The following is a 17,632-nucleotide window of genomic DNA, read 5'->3' on the forward strand; positions in this document are numbered from 1 at the left end:
GCCACTTCCCCCAGGGGGAAGTGGCCCGCCGCCCATCGCCATGACTGACGGGTGATCAGGTGGCTGCCTCCGTGCGTGCCGCGCGCCGCGGGCGGCCGAACCGGCGCACGAGCGGAGTCTCGACCAGCCGGTGGAGCAGCCAGGACAGCGCCACCGTGCCGACGGCCGCGCCGACCAGTATGGCGACGCCCTCCGTGTTGGAGTACAGCTCCGTGCCGAGCTGCTTGCGGAGCCAGGACAGCACGATGTAGTGCAGCAGGTAGAAGGCGAAGGAGATCTCGCCCAGCCAGACCATGGTGCGGTTGCGGAACAGGGTGAAGCGGCCCTCGATGTCCGCGGTCGCCGCGGCCGCGATCAGCAGCGCGATCGGGATGATCATGGTGGCGCGCTGCCCGTAGAAGTAGGGCACGTGGAAGGTGAGCCAGTACCCGCCGGCCAGCAGTACGAACGACGGGATCATGCCGATGTCGCGCCAGCGTCCGTGCTTGACCGCGAGCGCGACCAGGATGCCGAGGGCGAAGTCGACCAGGCGGACCGGGGGCAGCACGTAGGTGAACCAGTACGCGGTGGCGGGGAGGTTCTGGCCGCTGGGAACCAGCGGGGTCTTCGGGAACGCCGCGTACGCCACCGCCGGGGTGGCCCACACCGCGGCGACCGTCCCGAGGATCCAGTACTTCAGGTGACGGGGGGCGATGCGCTGGGCGACGGCCAGCAGCAGCGGGAAGCCCAGGTAGAAGAGCGCCTCCACGCCCAGCGACCAACTCGGCGGGTCGACGCTGAAGTTGGTGTAGTACTCGGGCACCCACACCTGGACCATGAAGAGGTTGGCGACGGCGATTCCGGTGGAGGTGGAGGCACTGGCGAACAGCACCATCGCGAGCACCCAGGCGACCACGTAGTTCGGATAGACCTTGACGAACCTGCGTCGCCAGAACCCCGTCGTGGTGTCGCCGTCCCGTGCCGACCAGGTCAGTACGAATCCGCTGAGCACGAAGAAGAACGACACGCCGAGCCCGCCGGCCTGGTCGAACCAGTGGAACAGCCTGAACTCGGTGCGGTCGTCGGCCAGCAGCCGCAGCGTCGGGATCGGTATGGAGGTGTGGTAGGCGAACACGGTCAGCGCGGCGAGGAACCGCAGGCCGGTCAGGGACGGCAGCCGGGAGATCCCGGCCCCCTTCGGCCCGGCGGCTTCGGCGGCCCGGGCGCCCGGACTGCCTTCTCCGGCCGGCGCGGACCGGCTCAGTACTTGGTCGGTGGCCATGGGGCTTCCATTCTCGAGTGAGGTCCCGCAGCGATCTGGTCCTGCGAGGGGGCGAGGCTGGTGCTGTCGAGCGAACGGTGTGACTCGGCGGGGCGTGCGCGCCTGCCATGGGGGGCTCGTCCTCGACCGGGGGTGGCACCGCTTTTTGTACAGTCGCGCGGTCGTGGCTCACTCAAGGGTTGTCGAAGGCTTGAGCTGGTTCAGCCGGCGCTGAGCCGGACCCGTGCGAAGAACGCTCCGAGCGGGTCCACCGCGCCTTCGGCCGCCGCACTCGGCCCGCACGCCCGCGACCGCTGAGGCAGCGCGAGAACTCGAAGACCGGTGCGAGGCGGGTCGGGGGAACCAGGGGCGATCGCCCCGGCGCCGAGGCGGCGAGCGGGCCTTCGACCGAAGGAGGGGGCGGCACGAACGGCCGAAGAAGAGCGGGAAAACGGGAAAACGGGAAAACGGGAAAAGAGGACGGGCCCGCGCCGCCGGGGGAAGTACGGCGCGGGCCCGTCGGTCCGGATGTCCTGCGGGCGGATCCGCAAGGCCGACGGTCGGCGCCCGTGCGGTGAGCAGGACGCCTCTTTCCGGATGGCCGGGGCGGACCCCAGTCTGCCGACCTGGTCTGGAGAACGGCTCGAAGACGGGTCGGCAGACAGTACGGCGGTCAGCGGGACCCGTCGGGGCGGGCCGGGGTGAGCCGCGGCGGCGCCGTCCAGGTGAGGCCGACCTCTTCGTAGGAGGTGGCGGGGCCGGCCCAGGGGTCCTCGCCGTGGATGTCGAGGACCTGCTCGCGCAGCCACAGGTCGAAGGGGTCCTTCGACTCCGCCCAGCGCTTCCTCGTCCGCTCCGGGTCCGCGGTCTCGAAGTGCACGATCACGTGGTCCCGCTCGGGCCGCGGGTCGATGCGGAGCACCTCGTGGGTGATGCCCAGCCGCCGCCGGGAGGCCTCGTACTCACGTCGGCGCGGCCCCTGCAGCTCCCGGGTGAGCCGGTGCCAGGCCATGGGCTTGCCGTTGCCCAGCGGCACGGTGCGTATCACCGACCGGGCGCCCTCCACGGTGCGTCGGCCACCCTTGCGGGGCGCCAGCATCCGCATGCCGAGCGCGGCGAACATGTTGGACGCCACACCGTGCGCCCAGCGCTCGGCGATCCTGCCCTCCTCGTCGAACCGCCAGATGACGATGCCGATGGAGAGGAACGTACGGCCGGTGGGCGGGATGCCGAGCAGGTCGCCCAGGTGGGTGCCGCGCCAGGTGTTGTGGATGACGACCAGGTCGTCGTGCGCGCTGATGTCCTCGATGGTGACGTGGAAGTCGGGGAACGCCTCACGCAGGCCGGCGATGGTGTACTTCACGCCCTCGGCGCCCTCGGGCGCGCCGGGCAGGCCCTCGTGGTCGACGATGTCCGGCCGGTAGAGCTCGTCCACGAGCGAGAAGTCGCCCTGGTTGACGAACTCGGCGAACACACGCCGGATGGTCGCCTTGTTGCGTTCCTCGGTGCTCTCCCACGCTGTCCGCGTCGGGTTCGTGGTGGTCGCAGTGGTCACAGCAGCAGTCCTCTCGTCAGGAGCGTGCAAAAACGTGCTCACGCCGCGGTGACGGTGGCGACGGCGTCCGGGGACCACCGCGTTGCGTAGGCGACGTGTTCGTGTTCCGTGGTGTGCAGGGTGCGGGCCCAGCCGAGCTTCAGCAGCCGGTCGCGCAGCCAGATGGCGGCCGGATTCTGCAGGGCGCCCATCACGCCGATGCGGTGCGCGAGCAGCTGCATCGGCCGGGTGCGCTCCTGCCGCTCGGCCTCGTAGGCGCGTAGCGCCTCGACGACGCCCGCACCGGGCGCGGCAAGGTGTTCGGCCAGTACGAGGGCGTCCTCGACGGCCAGGCAGGCGCCCTGCCCGATGTTGAAGCTGATGGCGTGCGCGGAGTCGCCGAGCAGGGTGACCCGGCCCCGGCCCCAGACGGGGTCGGGCTTGCGGTCCACCACGTCGGTGCGCAGGATGCTCTCCGGCACGGTGGCGTCGAGGATCTGCTGCACCGGGTGGGTCCAGCCGGCGTGCCGGGCGCGCAGCATGTCCAGGGTCTGCTCGGGTGTGCCCTCGTCGCGGCCGCCGGCCGGGCCGTTGGCGACGCTCATCCAGTGCACGACGCCGGGGGCGATGTCGTAGTACGTGAAGCGGGTTCCGGGACCGAACAGGGCCTGGAAGCTGCCGGGCGGGAACTCCTCGGCGCTCAACTCGGCGTGGCCGCGCCAGGCGATGTAGCCGGTGTAGTCGGGCGGCTGCGGGCCGAGCAGCTGGGCGCGGACGGCGGAGTGGACACCGTCGGCGCCGATCAGCAGGTCGCCGTGCTCGGAGGTGCCGTCGGCGAAGTGGAGGCTCACCCCGTCGGCGTGCTCGGTGTACCCGGTGACCTCGGCACCCGTGACGATGGGCGCGGTCACGGCGTCGCGCAGGATGCCGTGCAGGTCGGAGCGGCCGATGGCGACCGTGGGCTGCCCGTAGCGCTCGACGAACTCGCCCACCGGGTAGGTGCCGATGACCTTGCCGGTCGAGGTCGCGAAGCGGCACACGGACTGGGCGGGGGCGATCTCGGCGACCTGGTCGGCGAGCCCGAGGTGGGCCAGGGCGAGCATGCCGTTGGTGAAGATGTGCAGTCCGGCGCCGCCGTCGCGCAGCTGCGGCGCACGCTCGAAGACGACGGAGTCGATGCCCTGCTGCTGCAGGGCGAGTGAGGTGGCGAGGCCGCCGAGCCCGCCGCCGGCGATGAGGACCCGGCGGATGGGACGGAGTGCTTGTACAGACATGGCTTTCTCCCGGAGGTCGGGGCGGATGGCTCGGGGGAACGGAGGTCAGAGGCTCAGCTGGGGCATCTCGCTGGCCGGATAGCGGTCGCCGGCCGTGATGCCGTACGGGGCTATGGAGTCGATCGCCGCCAGGACGTCGGCCGAGACGCGCACGTCGTTCGCGGAGACGTTCTCCTCCAGGTAGGTGCGCCGCTTGGTGCCGGGGATGGGGACGACGTCCTGGCCGCGGGAGAGCACCCAGGCGAGCGCGAGACGGGTGACGGTGGTGCCGGCCGCGGCGGCGAGATCGCTGAGCTGGTCGACGACGGGCAGGTTCCGGCGGATGTTCTCGGTCTCGAAACGGGGCGCGATGCGCCGGAAGTCGAAGCCGCCCTCCGGGATGTCGGAGGTGTCTCGGATGGTGCCGGTCAGGAACCCGCGGCCGAGCGGGCTGTAGGCCACGAAACCGATGCCCAGCTCGCGCACGGTCTCCAGCACGCCATTGACCTCGACGTCCCGGGTGAACAGCGAGTACTCGGTCTGTACGGCGGTCAGCGGATGCACCGCGTGGGCGCGCCGGATGGTCGCGGCCGATGCCTCGGAGATCCCCAGGTGCCGGACCAGTCCGGCCTCCACGAGACCGGCGAGCGCGCCGAAGGACTCCTCCACGGGGACGTCGGGGTCGACCCGGTGCAGGTAGTACAGGTCGAGGTGGTCGGTGCCCAGGCGGCGCAGGGTGCCCTCGATCGCCCGGCGGATGTAGTCGGGGCGGCCGTTGACCCGCCACATCAGCTCGCCCTCGGGGCTGATCTCGCTGCCCACCTTGGAGGAGAGCACGACTTCGTCGCGGCGCCCGGCGACGGCGCGGCCGATCAGCTCCTCGTTGGTCCAGGGGCCGTACATGTCGGCGGTGTCCAGCAGGGTGACGCCGAGTTCCAGGGCCCGGTCGAGGGTGGCGGCCGCCTCGGCCGCGTCCGTGTCGCCGTACCCAATCGTCATGCCCATGCAGCCGAGACCCTGGGCGGACACGTCCAGTCCGGGCTTGCCCAGCGTACGCTTCTCCATCGCCACTTGATTTCTCCTGAAGTCGTGTTAGATGTCCGGTTGTTCATGGTTATGTCTGACGGTTGCCGGTGGTGCCTGGTGACGACGGCCGCTCAGGCCGGGAGCGGCGCCTGCCAGGTCACCGAAAGCCCGGTGTAGACGTACCGGCTGGCCTCGATGCCGAGCAGCACGATCCGGTCGCCGGGCCGGATGCGCCCCGAGGTCCAGCCCGAGTCCAGCGACAGCGGCACCGCGGCCGAACCGGTGGCCCCCACATCGGCCAGGTTCTCCACGATCCGCCCGGCGAGCGTCCGGATGTCCTCGGCCGACAGTCCGGCGTTCTCGTACTCGTCGGCGAAGTAGTCGGCGTTGCCCTCCGGCAGCACGATCGCGTCGAACTCTCCGAGCGACCGCCCCTCCTTGCGGGCCATCTCCTGGATCGCGCGGACGAACACCTGCGGCCCGAACGTCGAGGTGCCGGGCACGTCGATCTTCATCTGGATCAGCTGGCGCCGACGCAGCTGCTCCGCCTGCGACACGTCGGTGCCGCCGCCGATGATCTCCATACCGGGCTTGCGCAGGCCGCCCACGCAGGCGTTGACGAAGGCGAACCCGTCCGCCGGCGCGCCCACCGGCTCGGCCCGCAGCACCACTGCGCCCGCGCCGTCGCCGAACGTGTACAGCGTCAGCCGGTCCCGCATCCGCACACGCTCCGGGTCCTTGTCCACGAAGAGCGGCGCCATCAGGGGCGAGACGGCCTCGCTGCCCACCACGAGGGCGGTGCGCGCCGTCCCGTCGGCCAGCTGCCGCCGGGCCAGGTCCAGCGCCTGCACCCAGCCCGCGCAGGCCCCGCGGATCTCGATCGCGGCGACGCTCTCCAGCCCCAGGTAGTGCTGCAGGGTGGTGGCGACGTTGGGCAGCGTGTACTCCGGTGTCGCCGTGCAGACCACGATCAGGTCGACCTCGCCGGGCTCCACACCGGCCCGTTCCAGGGCCTGCCGGGAGGCCCGCTCGGCCATCCGGCTGTTGTTGATCACGTGCTTGCCCGTGGCCGGGTCGATCATCCAGTAGCGGGTCTTGACCTGGATGCCGTCGAGGACGTCGTCCGGCAGCGGCCCGACGTGCTTCTCCAGCGCGGCGTTGTCCAGCGGATCACCGGGCACATAGCCGCCGGTGGAGAGGATCTTCACGTCGTAGGCGGTGGTCATCGGCCGGACTCCGTTCCATGGAGGGGGGAGGGGGACAGGACGAGCGAGGTGTGGGTGCCGCCCAGGGACGAGCTGTTGACCAGGACGGGGCGGCGCGTCCCGCCCTCGCGCCAGGCGCCGACGGCGAGGACCGCCGACAGGTGGGCACCCGCACCGACCGGCTCGCCGAGCACCCGCTTCGGAGCTTCGAACCGCACCCGGCCCAGGTCGAACACCCGCTCCACGGCCGCCCGTTCGGGACGGTCGGCGGCAGCAAGGCCCGCCGCGTTCGCCCAGACGGCCGAGACCTGGTCCGGCCCGATCCCGGCGCCGCGCAGTGCCTCGCGCATCGCCCGCTCCATGCCGTCGCCGGACGGGTCCCAGCGGCCGATGCCGCACGCGTCCGACGCGGTCGCGTGCCCCAGGACCACGGCGTGGATCGGGGCGCCGCGCCGCTCGGCACTCGCCCGGCGCTCCAGCACCAGCGTGATGCCGGCCTCGGCGAGCGTGTACCGGCGCCCGGCCGCCGAACCGAACAGCGGGATGCTGCGGTACGCGTCCAGCGTGGCCGGCGAGAACGCCTCCACGGCCGGCACCAGCAGGCGCTCGGCGCGCCCGGCGCGCAGCATGTCGTACGCGACACCCAGGGCGGCGGCGCCCGCCGCGTGCCCCGACGTCAGCGTCGACGTCGGCCCCTTGGTGCCCAGAGCCATGGCGACCTGGCCGGCCGCGCCGTTGTACACGGTGAACGGGAACACGGCCGGGTTGGCGGCCTGCGCGCCCGAGGACAGCACCGGGACGGTGAACCGCTCGCTGCTCTCCATCGGCCCGATCCCGGTGCCGAGCACCACGCCGGTCGCGGCGACGGCGTCCGCGTCGCCGTCCGCCCCCGCGTGAGCCAGGGCGGCCCGGGACGCGGCGACGGCGAGCTGGGAGACCCGGTCCATGCGCCGGCGCTCCTTGGCGGAGCCGGCGGCCGAACGGTCGAACTCGACCCGGGCCAGGCGCAGCCCGTCCTCCGGCACACCCGGCCGACGCCCGGCCGCGTACGCCTCCCAGAGCGGCTCGGCCCCCTCGCCGGCCGAGGTGATCACACCGAACCCGGTCACCACGACGTCGTCCGGGCCGACGGCCGGAGCCGGCGCACCCGCGCCGCCGGGGCGGGCGAAGGCGATGGTGGCGTTGGCGCCGGCGAACCCGAAGTTGTTGGACAGCGCGGTGTCCAGCACCATCGGGCGGCCCGTCCCCGCCACCGGGTCGAGACCGCAACCCGGATCCACTCCGGTGAAGTTCGCGGTGGGCGGCGCCACCTGGTCGCGCAGGGCCAGCACCGTGACGATGCCCTCCACCGCGCCGGCCGCGCCGAGCACATGGCCGATCATCGACTTGGTGCTGGACAGCGCGGTCTTCTCGGCGGCCTCGCCGAGCGCCGCACGCACCGCGTTGCTCTCCGCCGCGTCGTTCTTCGGAGTACCGGTGCCGTGCCCGTTGACGTACCGCACGTCGTCGGGGGTCAGGCCCGAGGAGGAAAGGGCCGAGCGGATCGCCCGGGCCGCGCCCTCGCCCTCGGGGTGCGGCGCCGTCGGGTGGTGGCCGTCGGCGGACAGGCCGTAGCCCAGCACCTCGGCGACGGCCCGGACACCGGTGCGCTCGGCCGTCTCCCGGGACAACAGCAGGAGCATCCCGCTGCCCTCGCCCAGCGACAGACCCGACCGGTCCTTGGAGTAGGGGGCCGCCGGCCCCACGGAGAGCGACTCCAGGCAGCTGAACCCGGCGAACGCCGACTCGGTGAAGGCGTCGCTGCCGCCGACGAGCATCGCGTCGGCCCGGCCCGCCCTGATCACGTCCAGGGCGTGGGCGAGCGCGTGCGCGCTGGAGGCGCAGGCCGTGTCGGCGCTGAGCACCGGGCCCTTGAGGCCGAAGGCGGCCGAGATCGCCTCCGCGCCGGCCTGCGGCGGTACGAACGTGTAGCGGTGCCAGTCGGGCGTGCGGCCCTCCTGTATCTCGCGCAAGGCGAGTTCGGCGCTGCGCCAGCCGCCGTGGCAGGTGCCGTACGCGACGCCCCAGCGTTCCGCCGGGATGTCCACGCCGACCCGCAGGCCCGAGGCCGCCATGGCCTCCTCGGCGGCGGTCAGCGCGAAGTCGATGGAGGAATCGCGGGTGCCGGAGCCCGGGGCGTAGTCGTACGCGGGGACCGGCCGCTCGGTGATCTCGCCGCCCACGCCGGTCTGGTAGTCGTCCGTGGGCAGGCCGCGCACGGGCGAGATCGCCACTCGCCCCGCGCGCACCCCGTCCCACAGTGCCTCGGCCGAACCGCCCTGCGAGGTGATCGCGCCCACTGAGGCGATCACGACGCGGACGGTCTGGTCAGGAACGTCGGTCATGCGTCTGCTTCCCTCCTGGACGGACCTGTTCGGCCGCTCATGCGAGCCTGGACAGGTTCAGGGCCACGGCCTGCCCCTCGATGCCCCGGGCCAGCGCCATGGCGTGCGCGGGCCCGGACTCCCGGGCGCTGCCGCGGACGTGGTCCAGATCGCACACCGGGTCGGGGGCGTCGAGGTTGAGCGTCGCGGGCACCGCCCCGTGGTGCAGGGCCAGCGCGCACACGGCGGCGTTCAGCGCACCGCCGCCGCCGACGAGGTGGCCCGTCTGCGGCTTGACGGTGCTGACCGGCACGGACCGGGCGGCCGGACCCAGCGCGGTGCGCAGGGCGGCGCTCTCGGAGGCGTCCCCGAGCCGGGTGGCGGAGCCGTCCGAGGCGATGTAGCCGAGGTCGTCGGCGGACAGCCGGGCGTCCCGCAGCGCGTGCCGCACCGCCCGGGACAGACCGCGGCCCTGGGCGTCCGGCGCCGGCGGGGTACGGGAGTCGTGGCCCGCGCCGTAGCCGGTCAGCTCGGCGTAGACACGGGCGCCGCGACGCAGCGCCGCCTGCTTCTCCTCCAGCACCAGCAGCGCGGCGCCCTCGCCGGGGACCGCTCCGCTGCGGTCCCGGTCGTAGGGCCGGTACGCCGCCTGCCCCAGGTCGTTGCGCGTGGTCAGCACGCCGAGCCGGTCGAGCAGGGTCATCTGCCACCAGTCGGTGGCGTCGTCGTAGCCGCCCGCGATCACCACGTCCGCGTCCCCGCGGCGCACCGCGCGCATGGCCCGGCCGATCGCGTTGGCGCCCGCGTCCGGACCACCGGCGAAGAAGGTGCTGGAGCCCCGGATGCCGTACGTCTGCGAGATGTTGAACACCGCGCCGGGCTGCAGCCCCTCGACGAAGAAGAGCGGCGGCATGATGACGTCGGCGTGCCGGCCGAGGTGGGCCAGGTCGGCCTTGCCGTCCGGGCGGCGGATGGCCTTGAACTCCTCGATCAGCTGATCCATGCGGCCGATCGTCTTGTTGCCCCCGAGGTACAGGCCGGCCCGGTGGCCGAGCTCGTCGCCGCCGGCCTGGTTGTGCGGCAGGCCCGCGTCGTCGAGGGCGAGCCGGGCGGCGGCCAGCGCGAGGCGGTCGCCGCGGTTGATGGTGCGCAGCTGGCGCCGGGTGGCGAACCGGGTGGCGTCGAAATCGGCGATCTCGCCGCCCAGCCGGGTCTGCAGCGGCGACGGGTCGTAGGCCCGGATCGGGCCGATCCCGCACTCGCCGGCCACCAGCGCCTTCCAGTTGGCCTCGGGGCCTTCCCCCAGCGCGGTCAGCAGGCCGATGCCGGTGATGACGACCTGGCGTCCGGTGCCGCTCATCGGTGCTCCTCCGCTCAGCCGTGGGGTCGTCATCGCTCCGCCCCTTCCTCTTCGTATCGCCCCACGACCAGCCCGACGTTGGTGCCGCCGAAGGCGAACGCGTTGATGAGGGCGTGCCGCACGTCCTGCTCGCGTGCCGTGTTCGGGACGTAGTCGAGGCCGAGCCGGCGGTCGGGCGTCTCCTGGTTGATGGTCGGCGGCACCAGTGAGTGGTTGATCGCCCCGATCGCGGCGAACACGCTCAACGAGGCTCCGGCCGAAGTGAGGTGACCGGCCATCGATTTCGGTGAGCTGATCAGCAGCCGCTGGGCGTCGTCACCGAACACCTTCTTGATCGCCGTGGTCTCGGACAGGTCATTGCCGTGGGTGCTGGTGCCGTGCGCGACCACGTAGTCGATGTCGGCCGGTTCCAGACCGGCGTCGGTGATCGCGTTCTGCATGGACTCGATGGCTCCGCTGCCGTCCGGCGGCGAGTCGGTGACCCGCCAGGCGTTCAGGCTGGTGCCGTAGCCCAGGATCTCGGCGACGATGTGCGCGCCGCGGGCACGGGCCGCCTCCAGTTCCTCCAGGACGAAGACGACGCCGCCTTCCCCCAGGACGAACCCGGACCGGTTGGCGTCGAAGGGACGGCTGGCCCGCTGCGGATCGTCGTTGTACTCCTTCGTCAGCGCGCCCAGCAGGCTGAAGCCCACCAGGTCGAGCCAGGACGTCAGCGAGTCGAAGCCGCCCGCGAGCATGAGCGTCGCGTCACCCTCCGCGATGGAGCGGAAGGCCTCTCCGATGGCGTGCGCGGAGCCCGAGCAGGCGGTGGACACACCCAGCATGGGGCCGGTCGCGTCCAGCATCCGGGCGATCGCCGCGGTGGGGATGTTCTGGCTGTAGGACAGGGCGGCCGAGGGGGAGTACGGGATGAACGCGTCGTCGCGCCCGGTCTCCTCCCGCAGCGCCCCGACGTCCACCAGCCACTGCAGGTCCGGCCGGTCGCAGCTGCCGCCCATGGCCACGCCCATGTCGGAGCTGTCGTACGTCTCCTCGTCGACCCCCGAGTCGCGCAGCGCCTCTCGGGCCGCGCCCACGGCGAAGGTGCCCGACCGCAGCAGACGGCGCAGCCCGTCCGCATCGGGTACGGCGTCGGCGAGCCGGAAGTCCTTGACCTCGCCGGCGATGGTCACGTCCATGCCGGTGGTGTCGATCGAGGTCAACTGGCCTACTCCGCTGCGCCCTTCGGCCAGACCCTGCCATGTGCTCGGTGCGTCGTTGCCCAGCGGCGTGACGGCACCCATGCCGGTGACGACCACTCTGCGGTTCATCGCGGCGCCTCCGTCCGCAGCATCCGCCGGCTGTCGACGCGGTCGCTCGGATGGAACCGCATCATCGCCCTCCTTCGGTCTTGGGCCGCCCCGGGCCGAGCCGCGCGGTCCGACCGCCGTCGACGTGGAGCGGTTCTGCCTGTCGTGTACGCGGCGTCGTCACTGGCGAGGAACGCGGTCGCCGCGGCCCGGCCGTCAAGCCTCATGCCGTTCGTCTCCTTCTGCCGTGTGTGTGGTGCGAGCTGGTGCCGTGTCCGGCGTCGTGGGGGTGGACGGCTCCGGTTCGGGGACCGTGTCAGGAGGGCTCTGCAGGCACACCAGGACCGCGTGTGCCACGGCGAGACCTCCGCTGTGGCTCAGAGAGATGTCGATCTGGTGCACCCCGAGGGAGCGGGCGACGTCCGCCACCTCGCCGTACAGCCGCACCCCGGGGCGTCCCCGGCGGTCGTTGACGATCTCGATGTCCGTCCACTCCATGCGCGGGCCCATACCGGTCCCGAGGCTCTTGAGCACGGCCTCCTTGGCGGCCCAGCGGGCGGCGAGGTGCTCGCCGACCCGTCTGCGGCGATCGCAGTAGGCCAGCTCGCGAGGTGTGAACACCGTTTCCCGCAGCCCGGTTTGCGAGGTCAGAAGCTCCTCGACCCGGGCCACCTCGGCCAGGTCCATGCCGGTCCGTACCCGTAGGGACGGCGGGGCGGGGCCGTTCGGCGACCGCCCCGCGTCCGGTTCACGCAGCGGCGGTGGCGAGTGCGGCACGTTCGGCCACCAGATCCGTCAGGTTCTGCACGGTGAACAGGGTCAGCACCTCGTCCGCCGTGAGCTTGCCCGCGAGTTCCTGCACGTCGATCTGCGGCAGCGACTTCTTGAGCTGAGCCAGCCCGACCTCGTTGATGATGTCGTCCTCGTCGGCGAACTCCTCGTCGGGTATGCCGCCCTGGAGCAGTTCGGCGATGTCCGCGACCTTGATCTTCACGTCCGCCGCCCGCTCGATGCGGAACAGGACGTCGAGCAGGTCGATGGACTCGGCGTCCAGGTCGCCCAGCAGGGTGGCCTCGGGCACGACCTCCTCGATATCGATGCCCAGCGCGTCGGCCACGGCTTCCTGGACGATGGTGCCGAAGTCATTCCCCTTGTACGACATGTGTCCTTTGCCCTTCGTGAACGGTTACTGGTGGTGAACAGACCGGGGTGGTGCGGCCGGCCGACGGGCCGGCGGTTCGTGCGGTGTCAGGACGCCATCGGTTCCTGCCACGTGTCCGCCGCCAGGGCGCCGTGGAGCGCCGTCAGGCGACGGGGGTCTCCGGTGGAGCGGGTACGGACCTCGTCGAGCGTCCGGCGGGCAAGTCCGCTGAGCACCCTGCCGGGGCCGATCTCGGTGTACGCGCTCACGGGGTGCCGGGCGGCCGTGCGCAGCACCTCGACCCAGCGGACGGGTCCGGTGAGCTGACGCCGCAGCAGTTCCCGGGCCTCCTCGCCCGAGCGGACGTAGGTGCCGGTGACCGAACTGATCACGGGCAGGACGGGATCGGCGAACGGCTGGGCGGCGAGCGCCTCGGTGAACTCCTCCTCCACCGCCTCCATCAGCGAGCAGTGGAAGGGGGCACTCACGTCCAGCGCCACGACCCGGTCCGCGCCGGCGACCAGCGCGGCCCGGCCGGCCTCCTCGACGGCGTGGGCGTGCCCCGAGATGACGGTCTGCAGCGGCTCGTTGTAGTTCGCGACCTGGACCAGGCCGATGCCCTCGGCGCTGCCGCAGGCGGCCAGCACCTGGTCCGCGGGCAGGCCCAGCACGGCCGCCATCGCGCCGGGCACCTCACGGGCCACGTCGCTCATCAGACGGCCGCGCAACTGCACCAGCTCCAGGGCCGACTCCAGGGACAGCACCCCGGCGGCCACCAGCGCCGGATATTCGCCGAGGCTGTGGCCCGCGGTCGCCGCGGGCCGGTATCCGGCGGCCTGCAGCAGATCCCATACGGCGAGGCTGGTCGTGGCGATCGCGGGCTGGGTGATCTCGGTGCGGCCGAGTTCCTCGGCGCTTCCGGTCACGCAGATCCGTGACAGCGGCAGGCCCAGGATCTCGTCGGCCCGGGCGAACAGCCGCCGGGCCGAGGGATAGGCCTCCAGCAGGTACCCGGCCATGCCGGGCCGTTGCGAGCCCTGCCCGGGGAACATGGCCAGGCAGCCGGTCTGCGTGCCGAGGCTGACGGAGCCGGTCCGACCGGTCATCAGCTACTCCTTCCATGAGTTGGTGCGGGTGTGCGCTGCCAGCCGGCCGAGTCCGGTGCGGTGGCGGGCCCGGGGCGGTGCCAGGCCGGCGGCCGGCCCCAGCCGCGCTCGGCGGCCGGCGGCGGGTCCGGCTCGTCCGGGGCACGGCTCAGCGCGGTGAGCACGACCAGCAGTGCGGCCAGTTCCTCCGGTGTCGGGTTGCCCCGCAGCACCGACAGCGGAGCGGTCCGCCGCGTGCTCACAGCGGCTCGTTGCCGTGTTTGCGCAGGGGCTGCCGGGCCCGCTTGGTGCGCAGCATGTCCAGGGACTTGATCAGCACCCGCCGGGTGTCCGCCGGATCGATGACGTCGTCGACGTGACCGCGCCGGGCGGCGACGAAGGGGTTCATCAACTGCTCGGTGTATTCGGCGACCAGCTGCCGGCGCACCTTCTCAGGCTCCGCCGCCGTCTTGATCTGCCGGCGGAAGATGATGTTGGCCGCGCCGTCGGCGCCCATCACGGCCGTCTGGTTGGACGGCCAGGCGAACGACAGGTCGGAGCCGATCGACTTGGAGTCCATGACGATGTAGGCGCCGCCGAACGCCTTGCGCAGGATGACCTGCACGCGCGGCACCGTCGCCTCGCAGTACGCGTACAGGAGCTTCGCGCCGCGTCGGATGATCGCGTTGTGCTCCTGGTCGGTGCCGGGCATGAACCCCGGCACGTCGACCAGCGTCACGAGCGGGATGTTGAACGCGTCGCAGGTGCGCACGAACCGCGCGGCCTTCTCCGAGGAGTCGATGTCCAGCACCCCCGCCATGGCGGCGGGCTGGTTGCCCACGATGCCCACCGTGTGGCCGTCCAGGCGGGCCATGGCGCACACGATGTTCGGCGCCCAGCTCTCCTGGACCTCCAGGTAGTCCCCGTTGTCGACGATGTGACCTATGACCGTCCTGATGTCGTACGGCGTCCGGTCGTCGACCGGCACCAGACGCAGCAGTTCCTCGCAGCGCCGGTCCGGTTCGTCCCGGGGCCGCACGTAGGGCGGCATCTCGGCGTTGTTCGAAGGCAGGTAGGAGAGCAGTTCCCGTACGCCCTCGAAGCAGGACTCCTCGTCCGGGGCCACGAAGCTCGCCACACCGGTTCGGGTGCCGTGGGTGTACGTACCGCCCAGCTCCTCCTGCGTGATCTTCTCCCCGGTCACCGCCTGCACCACGTCGGGGCCGGTGATGAACATGTTGGCCATGCCCTCGACCATGAACGTGTAGTCGGTGAGTGCCGGTGAATAGACCGCGCCGCCCGCGCACGAACCGAGCACGACGCTGATCTGCGGCACCACGCCCGAAGCACGGACGTTGCGGGCGAAGAGCTTGCCGAAGCCCGCCAGCGCGTCGATGCCCTCCTGGATGCGGGCGCCGCCGCCGTCGTTGAGGCCGATGACCGGGGCGCCGACGGAGTCGGCGAAGTCCAGCAACTGGTGGATCTTCGCGGCGAACGTCGCGCCCAGCGCACCGCCGCGCACCCGGGCGTCATGGGCGAAGACGAAGACCGTACGGCCGTCGATCTCGCCCCAGCCCGTGATCACTCCGTCGCCCTCGGGGTGCGAATCCTCCATGCCGAAACCCGTGGCCCGGTGCTCGGCGAACAGACCGAGCTCGGTGAACGTGCCCGGGTCGAGCAGTTCGTCGATGCGCTGGCGGGCCAGCAGCTTGCCCTTGGAGAGGTGGCGGGCGTCGGCCTCCGGGTCGTGGCCGAAGTGGGCCTCCGCCCGGCGAGCGGTGAGCTCGTCGGTCAAGTCCGCCATCGTGAGTGTGCGCATCGGTGCTGCCGGCCGGGTTTCGGAGTCGGTCTCGCTGAGCTCCGGCAGCACGGCCTGGGGAGCGTCCGGAAGAGCCATAGCGGTCCCTCTCTGTCCTGCCCTGTCGCGTCGGGGCCTTCGGCTCTACTCTCCGACAGAGGGGTGGGCGCGGGACTGGAACGCTTCTTGACCGGGGCTGTACTCCCAGGTCGACGCCCTATACGGGCAGTTGCACGGTTTCGCCGGCCTGGCCGGCACGGTCCGTCCTGAGCTCCTGCGCGAAGCTGCGCTGCAGACCGTCGAGCCGGTAGCGGGTGGGGAGGTCGGCCACGGCGTCCTCGGCCACGGTCAGGAAATGGGCCTCCACCAGCTGTTCACAGGCGTCCTCGACCGTGGCGAAGTCCTTGCCGAGCACCGGGCACGCCAGATGGGCGTCGAACTCGGACACGGTCAGGTCGGCCAGGCAGCGCAGCACCTCGCGGGCATCGTCGGGCAGCGCGTTGTACGACGCCGTGAAGCTGGCGCGCACGCTCAGCGAGCTGTGCGCCAGCTCGTCCAGACGCCGCCCCTCGTCACTCAGCCGTTCCGCGTAGCGGCGCAGCGACCAGTGGGGCCGGGCGTTGAGCCGTTCGGCCGCGGCGCGCAGGGCGAGCGGCAGCCCGCCGCAGTACCGGGCGATCGCGGCGGCCGCGGCCGGCTCCTGGGTGACCCGCTCCGTGCCCAGCAGCCGGGCCAGCAGCCGCACACTGTGCCCGTGCGGCAGCTCCGCCAGCTGCATGACCCGGGCGCCGAGCGGGGTGCTGAGCCGGCTTCTGCTGGTGAGCAGCACCGCGGTGTCCCCGCTGCCCGGCAGCAGCGGTTGCACCTGCTCGTCGTCGACCACGTCGTCGAGCGTGATCAGCAGGTGACGCCCGGCGAGAGCCAGCCGGTAGACCTCGGCGCGCTCGTCGGGGTCGGCCGGGATCCAGTCGGGGTCCGTCCCCAGCGCGCGCAGCAGCCGTCCCAGCACCGCGTGGGGGTCCGCCGGACGCGCGCCGCTGCCGCGCAGCGCCGCGTACAGCTGCCCGTCCGGGAAGGCGGACTGCAGTCGATGCCCCAGACGCACGGCCAACGCGGTCTTGCCGACACCTCCCCCGCCGACGAGCAGGGCGGCGGGCGGCTGTGACGCGGTGGGCCGGGTCAGGGTCCGCTGGACCAGGTCGAGTTCGCGTTCGCGCCCCGTGAAGTCGGGGAGGTCGACCGGGAGCATCTGCGGCACGACGAGGGTGGGCCGGGAGGGGGCGAGGAGCTGGTGCTTCCCGGCGTCGTGCGCGTCGCCGCCTCGATCGGGCGCCGGTGCGGGGGCGGCGCTCTCGCCGCGCAGGATCGTCTCGTAGAGCTGCTGAACCCGGCGCGACGGATCCGTGCCGAGTTCCTTGGAGATCAGGCGGCGCATCGACTGGTAGTGCTCCAGGGCGTCGACGCTGCGCCCCTCCAAATAGAGCGCGAGCATCAGGCGTTCGCCGAGCTGCTCGGAGAGCGGGTCGGTCAGCAGCGCGGCGCGGAGCTCCGGGAGGACGGCTCCGGGGCGTTCGAGCCGGATCTCGGTGTCCGCCCACTGACTGAGTGCCTCGTGGTGCAGTTGCCGCAGTGTCTCCCGGACCCGGGCGGCCCAGTCGCTGTGCATGCCGCCCAGCGCGTCGCCCCGCCACATGTGCAGCGCCTGCTGGAGCAGCGCGCTGCGTTGCTGGTCGTTGAGGTCCTCCTGCTGGGAGCTCTTGAGCAGCCGGCGGAACCGCACCAGGTCCACGTCGCCGGGATCCGTCGAGACCAGGTAACCGGCCGACGACCTGACCAGGCCGATCGGCTCCGGCAGGTCCGCCGAGGACCGGGCGAGCGCACGGCGCAGCCGGGTGACGTAGGTGTGGACGACGTTGCGGACTCCGGCGGGCGGCCGGTCGCCCCACACCCGGTCGACGAGGGACTCCAGCGGCACCGGCCGTTCGGGATCGACCAGCAGGGCGCCGAGGATGCTGCGTTGCCGTGCGGGGCCGATATCGGCCAGAGCGCTGCCCGTCCAGAGTTCTATCGGTCCCAGTATCCGGAGCTCCATCGAAGATCACCCGTATCCCTTCAGTGCCCGGAAAACTAACTCCGGCCAATACAGCGCTCCTAGATTTCTGCTCTGCCCCGACGGATCACCTCATTCCGCTTCCGCGACCGTCCTGCGCCCTCGGACCCGTGCCGTCGGACCCGCACCGTCGGACCTGCGTGGTTCGCGAGTCGGCCGGGGGTGCGGTGTTCGCGCTCCAGCGGTGCGCGAGGAGCAGGCGAGGGGAGGGGCCTAGCGTCGTTTCCC

The 17,632-nt window shown here is 72.2% G+C and carries 14 protein-coding genes; all 14 read right to left on the minus strand.

The genetic code is table 11. The features are described from left to right. Positions 1-55: 55 nt before the first annotated feature. The 14 genes from ACWC24_RS41075 to ACWC24_RS41140 all read right to left on the minus strand — a co-directional run bounded on the left by ACWC24_RS41075 (position 56) and on the right by ACWC24_RS41140 (position 17,386). Positions 56-1,261: an acyltransferase family protein gene (locus ACWC24_RS41075; RefSeq protein WP_450668028.1), complete on the minus strand. Its 1,206-nt coding sequence runs from the start codon at positions 1,259-1,261 to the stop codon at positions 56-58. Between the two features lie 652 nt (positions 1,262-1,913). Further along, positions 1,914-2,795, minus strand: a complete 882-nt coding sequence (locus ACWC24_RS41080; RefSeq protein ID WP_450668029.1) for an ester cyclase — start codon at positions 2,793-2,795, stop codon at positions 1,914-1,916. Positions 2,796-2,833: 38 nt separating this feature from the next. Continuing rightward, entirely contained in the window at positions 2,834-4,048 is a 1,215-nt protein-coding gene (locus tag ACWC24_RS41085; protein ID WP_450668030.1) for an FAD-dependent monooxygenase, read from the minus strand. 45 nt (positions 4,049-4,093) lie between these two features. After that, positions 4,094-5,092 (minus strand): aldo/keto reductase, encoded by a 999-nt coding sequence (locus ACWC24_RS41090; protein ID WP_450668031.1) that lies wholly within the window; start codon positions 5,090-5,092, stop codon positions 4,094-4,096. 92 nt (positions 5,093-5,184) lie between these two features. Further along, positions 5,185-6,279 (minus strand): 3-oxoacyl-ACP synthase III family protein, encoded by a 1,095-nt coding sequence (locus ACWC24_RS41095; RefSeq protein ID WP_450668032.1) that lies wholly within the window; start codon positions 6,277-6,279, stop codon positions 5,185-5,187. After that, positions 6,276-8,642, minus strand: a complete 2,367-nt coding sequence (locus tag ACWC24_RS41100) for a beta-ketoacyl synthase N-terminal-like domain-containing protein (RefSeq protein WP_450668033.1) — start codon at positions 8,640-8,642, stop codon at positions 6,276-6,278. Before ACWC24_RS41100 ends, ACWC24_RS41095 begins: the two co-directional genes overlap by 4 nt. A gap of 37 nt (positions 8,643-8,679) precedes the next feature. After that, positions 8,680-9,981, minus strand: a complete 1,302-nt coding sequence (locus tag ACWC24_RS41105) for a beta-ketoacyl-[acyl-carrier-protein] synthase family protein (protein ID WP_450668034.1) — start codon at positions 9,979-9,981, stop codon at positions 8,680-8,682. 29 nt (positions 9,982-10,010) lie between these two features. Next, positions 10,011-11,291 carry a beta-ketoacyl-[acyl-carrier-protein] synthase family protein gene (locus ACWC24_RS41110; protein ID WP_450668035.1) on the minus strand — a complete coding sequence of 427 codons (1,281 nt, stop codon included), beginning with the start codon at positions 11,289-11,291 and terminating at the stop codon, positions 10,011-10,013. Positions 11,292-11,486: 195 nt separating this feature from the next. Further along, positions 11,487-12,047, minus strand: a complete 561-nt coding sequence (acpS, locus tag ACWC24_RS41115) for a holo-ACP synthase (protein WP_450668036.1) — start codon at positions 12,045-12,047, stop codon at positions 11,487-11,489. Then, positions 12,019-12,432: an acyl carrier protein gene (locus ACWC24_RS41120; protein WP_450668037.1), complete on the minus strand. Its 414-nt coding sequence runs from the start codon at positions 12,430-12,432 to the stop codon at positions 12,019-12,021. Before ACWC24_RS41120 ends, acpS begins: the two co-directional genes overlap by 29 nt. Positions 12,433-12,518: 86 nt before the next feature. Next, complete coding sequence (gene fabD / locus ACWC24_RS41125) at positions 12,519-13,517, minus strand: ACP S-malonyltransferase (protein ID WP_450668038.1); 999 nt, start codon at positions 13,515-13,517, stop codon at positions 12,519-12,521. After that, positions 13,517-13,759, minus strand: coding sequence for an acyl-CoA carboxylase subunit epsilon (locus tag ACWC24_RS41130; protein ID WP_450668039.1), 243 nt, complete (start codon positions 13,757-13,759; stop codon positions 13,517-13,519). Before ACWC24_RS41130 ends, fabD begins: the two co-directional genes overlap by 1 nt. Beyond that, complete coding sequence (locus tag ACWC24_RS41135; protein ID WP_450668041.1) at positions 13,756-15,300, minus strand: acyl-CoA carboxylase subunit beta; 1,545 nt, start codon at positions 15,298-15,300, stop codon at positions 13,756-13,758. The genes ACWC24_RS41130 and ACWC24_RS41135 overlap by 4 nt, the downstream gene beginning before the upstream one ends. A gap of 211 nt (positions 15,301-15,511) precedes the next feature. Next, entirely contained in the window at positions 15,512-17,386 is a 1,875-nt protein-coding gene (locus ACWC24_RS41140; protein ID WP_450668040.1) for a BTAD domain-containing putative transcriptional regulator, read from the minus strand. Positions 17,387-17,632 lie beyond the last annotated feature (246 nt).

Source organism: Streptomyces sp. NPDC001443, assembly GCF_053597355.1.